Below are 6781 nucleotides of genomic sequence, written 5' to 3'. Positions count from 1 at the left end.
TTACATACACCTGGAACAACTGCAGCGTCACACGGTTCATGGTTATAAACTCGAAAGAACCCTCAATCAAATCAATCTTAAAATTAGTAGTCATGCCTGCGAAGGTAATATCTTGGCGGTTTTTTGCTGACAGTTAGTTTTACACAAAACCGTCGACCTTAATTAAATGCTCACCGTAGGCTCACTGGCCAGACCATCCCAAAGGCGCCGCTGGGTTTCAGCCTCGCAATAAAGAATAAAATGATCCTTTGTTTTATTTTCAGGCAATACACGGTAGTGCCAGGCCTGATCTTTGGTTAGCCAGTGTATATTCTCTGTTAATAAAATAATATCTTTCGTCAAGTTCATTTATGAATAAGATTTAGGAGCCAGGTATCATCTGCCGTGTTGAAATGCAACCAATACCAATCGCTCATTAAAAATACAACCAGGCATATCGCCTGGAAACCCGCCAGCGGTATTTGCGTATTTTTCCCCTTTGACATTAACTTCCAACTCAGCCAGGCTATTACTGACACTACCAGACTTATTATGTAAAAAAATAAAAAATTAAGCACCGAAAAGTAAAACGCTATGCTTAACAACAATAAGATGTCACCCCAGCCCAGCAGTTCCGCGGTGATATTTACCCAGCGCCTGTTTTTGAGGGAGAAATAGGCTGAAACCAACAAAAACTGCATGACCAGGAAACTTAAATTCATTGCTGCAGGCTGGAGTATTTCCGAAAAAGAACGATGCTGCAACAGGCTGGTTGCAAAAAACAGAATAAGAAGTGCCGGGAATAAAATCCAGTAAACATATCTGCTCTTCAGGTCCTGAAAAAAGACTACCAGCAAAACCAAAAGTACCAGGATCCTGATCAGTACCACTTATTTCGCAACTTCTTTTAACGTCCCGTCCTGGTTAATCTCCCACGTATTAAAAGTGCCATTGCCACTAATATCTTTCACCGCAGTGGCCTTTGCGGTAAAACCGGTGCTCGTCGCATTTGTAATTTCTATCCGGTAAAGTGCCCTGCCATCGTCACCATCAGCCACTAATTTGTCCTGTATAAAACCAACTTCATTCAGGTCTTTTGAGTATTTCGAATGTTCGTAAAAATAGCTTTGTTCCAGCGTTTGTAAATGGGCCAGTTGTGTTTTAGCCTCGACACTTTTGGCGCGGTTGATGATCGGCATTAAATTAGGCAGAGCAAGTAAAACAAGAATCCCTATAATCACCAGCACGACCAGGATCTCTGTGAGGGTATAGGCTTTAACGCGTTTTTTAAATAAGGCTGAATAGGTTTTCATATTTAATTAATCGTCCTAAGCTAATTACTAAAATGGAAATAATCAAATAAACTGTTGTAAGAAACAGAAAACAAAAGTTTCTTGCTGCTGGGTTTGGAAAAAGACAGTGCGAATCCGATAATAAATGCTCATATTCCTATTCCCAAAAAATTCGGATTAACAAAATAAAATTTTTAACCACTGTTTTCCAAAATTATTTATAACCTACCCATATACGATTTGGGCGCTATGTTTATTAGATATGTTTCAGATTTATTTAATATAAAACTATAATATATTGATTACATGTTAGTTATAACGACAAAGCGCCACATTTGGGATGTGGAGGCCGCAGGTTCGAATCCTGCCACCCCGACTGATACCACTAAAGCCTTGTTCATTGAAAAATGAGCGAGGCTTTTTTAATTTACTTCATTTTAAACTTGCCTGCAGGGAACGGAAAAATAAAAAGACGAAGAGCACTGCTAACCGCTTAATTAAACTGAAATATCCTACTCACAGGATCGGTTTATCGAGATCAGCAACCGCCAGCCAAAGCAAAAGAGCTTTTTATTTTTTTGCGTGGGTAGACTACCAAAGCACAGCCTTCAACTAACATAGAACCCTCCAAACCCGGCATTAGCGACCGCAAACCTCGTCACCCTTTCTGTATATGTCATTTTACACCCGTATCCCCACTCATCATACCGTTTCACGAATTAAAACTTTTGTGAATTAAATATGACAGAAGTCATATTTAATATACAACTCATGTCATTTTTACGGTAGTTTAATGAATTACTTTTGACTTAGTGATACTTAAACACAATGACAATGTTTTACAACACCAGGAATATAAAAGTAATCTACCTGACCATTTTTATTTTCGCCGCAGTTGCTTTTACGTTATCCTCGTGTGTGGATCAAAAGCAAATTGCTTATTTTCAAAAAGGGAGCCAGGACCATGACACCATTACCGTTGCGCAGGCCTTTGTACCCAAGATTCAACCGGGCGATATCCTATCCATTTCAGTGGGGTCATTAAACCCGATGGCGAGCAGCTTTTTCAATCCATATTCAGCGATGCCTGTAACATCAGACAATGCAACCGGGGGAAATACCGGAGCTGGAGGCTCTTCTGCTGCAACCGCACAAACAGCAGCACCAGGGTTCCTGGTAGATTCCGCAGGTATTATTGAAATCCCGCTTATCGGTTCAATAAAAGTTTCAGGGTTGGGCACATCGCAATTAAGAGAGGTATTAAAAAAACGTTTGGTGATATATTTAAAAGAACCGACAGTAAATGTTAGGTTCCTGAATTATAAAATATCAATTATGGGTGAGGTTGCTCGTCCCTCTGTTTATGTGATACCGAATGAACAGATCACGCTACCGGAAGCCCTAAGCATGGCCGGCGATCTCACCATTTTCGGAAAAAGAGATAATGTGCTCGTTATCCGCGATCATAACGGTAAAAAAGAGTTCGGCCACGTGAACTTAAACAGCAGGGAGCTTTACAGTTCGCCTTACTTTTATCTCCACTCAAATGATGTTGTTTATGTAGAACCGGGAAAAGGCAGAATCGCCCAAACTGATAAAACCTATCAGATTTTACCTATAATACTGAGCGCGCTTTCATTCATTGCAATTATTTTTAGTTATAGTCACATAAAGCTTTAAACCAAATACTTGTATTCTGACAAATGGATATTATTGATGATACTGATGGAAATATAGAACAGGATAATAATCGGCCTGATTTACGGGAAACATTGTTCAAATACTTAAGGCACTGGAAATGGTTTGTTACATCTGTAATCTTTTTTCTAATACTGGGATATATTTATGCCAAGCTTTCAACGCCACTATATAAAATTGAAACCGATCTGCTGATTAAAGACAATAAGAATAAAATGAGCGGGCAAAGCGACCTGCTTAAAGACCTTGACATATTTTCGTCCGGTAAGATTATCGATAATGAAATACAGATCTTAAAATCAAAAACCATTTTGAAAAAAGTGGTAAGCGCGCTAAAGTTACAAACTTCATATATCAACACAGAAGGTATACCAGAAAAGGAAGTTTATGAAGATAAGCCATTCGCAGTTGAATTATTGGAACCTAATAGCAACGCTTACAAAGCTATTTTAACAATACATTTATTAAATGCAGCAGAAGTTAAGGTTAATGGTAAAAAATATGCTGTAAAGATACCGATCAAGACTGAGGCCGGAATGATTTTGATTGAGCCAACCGGGAAAGGCTTATTTTCCCAAACGCTTAGTGTTAAATTTAATGATATGGCTGATATCCTTGAACAATACGGCAATAATTTAAAGATAAATCCGGTTAGCAAGGAGGCCACTTCCTTAATTATTACCCTGGAGGACGCTATTCCACAAAGGGGCCAGGATTTTTTGAACAGGCTGGTTGAAGAATATAACATGGCTGCGTTAGAAGATAAGAATAAAGAAACTTCAAAAACCCTAACGTTTATCACCGACCGGCTTGATGGAATAGCAGCAGACCTCAGTACAGTCGAAAAAAACGTCGAGCAGTATAAATCAACAAATCGGATAACTGATATTAGCGCAGAATCGAAAATATTTCTGCAAGGGGTACAGGATAACGATACAGAGCTAAACAAGGTTTTGATCCAACTCAGCGTGCTAAAGAACCTTGAAAACTATTTACGAAAAAATGATGACCAGCCGTCAACATTGCCATCCATGCTCGGGATTGCGGACCCTACCTTATTAGGATTGGTTTCACAGCTTGGAGAAACTCAACTCAAAAAACTGAGTTTACTACAAACGGTGCCCGAAACAAACCCGTTGGTTACTACATTTACTGACCAGATCAATTCCTTAAAAAGCGCCATACAGGTATCGGTTCAAAACTTAAAAAAAGGATTGGAAATAACCAGGCAGCAACTGCAGGGTAAAAACAACCAGTTCGAATCTGTTATTAGAAAGGTTCCATCCATTGAGAGGGGATTACTGGATGTAATGCGTCAGCAGGATATTAAAAATGCTTTATTCACTTATTTATTACAAAAGCGCGAAGAAACTGCAATGCAGCTTGCTTCAGGCGTTGCAGATAGCCGGACGATTGATCCTGCCACGAGCAGTAAGTACCCAGTAAAACCAATAAAAAATCTAATTTATTTTGCCTTTTTAATTGTGGGAATTGTTTTGCCCGGAGGCGTTATTTACTTTAAGGCGTTATTAAATTTCAGGGTTAACCGCAAGTTTGATATTGAGCGGGTTACAAATATCCCGGTAATCGCTGAAATTTCGCGTTCAGATGGCAAGGATGCTTTATTGGTTGTAAACAAGTCCCGTTCTATTGTTGCCGAACAGATCAGAGCGTTACGTACTAACCTGCAATTTGTTATTCCTTTAGAAAATCAAAAAATTATTTTGGTAACATCCAGCATCAGCGGTGAAGGAAAATCATTTGTTTCACTAAACCTGGGCGCCAGTTTAGCCATGTCGGGTAAAAAAGTGGTGATTTTGGAAATGGATTTACGTAAGCCTAAATTAAACAGTGGTTTGGGTATTGATAATATCCACGGCTTATCAAACTACTTAATTGGTAAAGTAAATTACAAGGAGATACTGAAACCAATAGCTTTACAGGAAAATTATTATATTATAACCAGCGGCGCCATCCCCCCTAACCCGGCCGAATTGCTGGTTAATGGCCGGGTTTCAAAACTCATCGAGGAGCTTAAGCAGGATTTTGACTATATCATTTTGGATACCCCCCCTGTTGGTTTGGTTACAGATGCACAGATATTGGGTGCCTATGCCGACCTCACACTATTTATTGTGCGCCATAACTACACCGCTAAAAGCCAGGTAAATGCAATTGATAAGCTTTACCGCACCAAGAAGTTTAATAACATGAATATTATTCTGAACGCTATTGACATGCAAAGCGCTTATGGCTATAGTTATGGTTATGGCTACGGTTATGGATATGGTGGTGGTTATTACCAGGACGATCCTGAAAAGCAATCTTTTTTTAAGAAATCAACAAAGAAAACAATTACCTGATTAAGCATACTTGATCATCTTACACGAACAAGTTTTAATTATATAGCAAAATGGAAGATAAAATTAATTACCAGCAGTTTAAAATTGGTGTTATTGGACTGGGTTATGTTGGCTTACCGCTAGCTGCTGAGTTTGCAAAAAAATACCGGGTTGTTGGATTTGACCTGAAGCTATTAAGAATAACTGAACTTAATAATGGTTTTGACCGGACTTTAGAAGTTAGCGATGAACTGTTGAAAGAAGTAATAAAAACAGATAATTCTCCAAAAATAGGACTATACTGCAGTAATGTTTTCGATGACATTACAGGTTGCGATTTATATATTGTAACTGTACCAACGCCGGTAGATAAGAATAACCGTCCCGATCTTACACCTTTGTATAAAGCCAGTGAGACAGTTGGAAAAGTATTAAAAAAAGGAAGTATTGTTGTATACGAATCAACAGTTTATCCGGGCGTTACTGAAGATGAATGTGTCCCTATTCTGGAAAAATTTTCAGGATTAAAATTCAATATTGATTTTTTTGCAGGCTATTCGCCCGAACGTATTAATCCTGGTGATAAAGAACATACGGTTTCAAAGATTTTAAAAGTTACATCCGGTTCAACCCCGGAAGCAGCTGAAATAATTGATCAAATTTATAAGTCGGTTATTACCGCCGGAACTTTTAAGGCAACATCAATAAAAGTAGCTGAAGCAGCTAAAGTGATAGAAAACTCGCAGCGGGATATCAATATCGCATTTGTAAATGAACTGGCAAAGATATTTAACCGCCTGGGGATTGATACCGAAGACGTTTTACAGGCTGCCGGGACAAAATGGAATTTTATGAATTTCAGGCCTGGATTGGTAGGCGGACATTGCATAGGTGTAGACCCCTATTATTTAGCACAGAAAGCGCAGGAAGCCGGGTATCATCCTGAGATTATTTTAGCCGGCCGCCGTTTAAATGATGGAATAGGCGAATATATTGCACAGGAAGTAATTAAGCTCATGGTTAAAAAGGACATGCCGATAAGGGGTTCAAAGATTCTTATTTTAGGCATTACTTTTAAAGAGAACTGTCCTGATGTGCGCAACACCAAAGTGGTTGATATTTTGCGGACCTTGACGCAATACGAAGTCAATATTACTATTCTTGATCCCTGGGCGGACCCGGCCGAAGTAAAACATGAATATGGATGCGACTCAGTCAGGGAGCTTGGAGATGCTGCTGATTTTGATGCGGTAATATTAGCTGTTGCACACAAAGAATTTAGAAATATAGATATACAAAAATTATGCAAAGAAAAAAGGGTGATTTATGACGTAAAAGGCATATTGCCCAAAAATATAATAGATGGCCGTTTGTAATTTTACTTAACGCAATAAATGCAAATTAAAATGTACGAAACACGTTATCATAGTGAAGATTTGAGCCAATACAGATTTTTGGTTACCGGTGGAG

At 38.7% G+C, this 6781-nt stretch carries 6 protein-coding genes; 3 read left to right on the top strand and 3 right to left on the bottom strand.

All coding sequences use genetic code 11. From position 1 onward, the window contains the following. Nucleotides 1-162: 162 nt before the first annotated feature. From QZY09_RS15155 to QZY09_RS15145, 3 genes are read right to left on the bottom strand one after another with little or no spacing between them, the layout of a single operon-like run. Nucleotides 163-348, bottom strand: a complete 186-nt coding sequence (locus tag QZY09_RS15155; RefSeq protein WP_295673720.1) for a hypothetical protein — start codon at nucleotides 346-348, stop codon at nucleotides 163-165. After that, the gene (locus tag QZY09_RS15150; RefSeq protein ID WP_295673718.1) at nucleotides 345-869 is read right to left on the bottom strand and encodes a hypothetical protein; all 525 of its coding nucleotides are present in this window, start codon (nucleotides 867-869) and stop codon (nucleotides 345-347) included. The genes QZY09_RS15155 and QZY09_RS15150 overlap by 4 nt, the downstream gene beginning before the upstream one ends. After that, entirely contained in the window at nucleotides 870-1292 is a 423-nt protein-coding gene (locus QZY09_RS15145; RefSeq protein WP_295673715.1) for a type II secretion system protein, read from the bottom strand. 807 nt (nucleotides 1293-2099) lie between these two features. Between QZY09_RS15145 and QZY09_RS15140 the strand changes: the two genes are divergently transcribed. Genes QZY09_RS15140 through QZY09_RS15130 form a run of 3 tightly spaced genes read left to right on the top strand, consistent with a single transcriptional unit; the run spans nucleotide 2100 to nucleotide 6687 of the window. Beyond that, on the top strand, nucleotides 2100-2951 hold the full coding sequence (locus QZY09_RS15140) for a polysaccharide biosynthesis/export family protein (RefSeq protein WP_295673714.1): 852 nt from the start codon (nucleotides 2100-2102) through the stop codon (nucleotides 2949-2951). A 23-nt stretch (nucleotides 2952-2974) separates the two neighbouring features. Further along, on the top strand, nucleotides 2975-5332 hold the full coding sequence (locus QZY09_RS15135) for a tyrosine-protein kinase family protein (RefSeq protein ID WP_295673713.1): 2358 nt from the start codon (nucleotides 2975-2977) through the stop codon (nucleotides 5330-5332). A gap of 50 nt (nucleotides 5333-5382) precedes the next feature. Beyond that, complete coding sequence (locus QZY09_RS15130; protein ID WP_295673711.1) at nucleotides 5383-6687, top strand: nucleotide sugar dehydrogenase; 1305 nt, start codon at nucleotides 5383-5385, stop codon at nucleotides 6685-6687. Nucleotides 6688-6781 lie beyond the last annotated feature (94 nt).

Origin of the sequence: uncultured Mucilaginibacter sp. (assembly GCF_903913935.1) — a bacterium.
Taxonomy (GTDB): domain Bacteria; phylum Bacteroidota; class Bacteroidia; order Sphingobacteriales; family Sphingobacteriaceae; genus Mucilaginibacter.
This window is presented reverse-complemented; position numbering and strand designations above follow the sequence as displayed.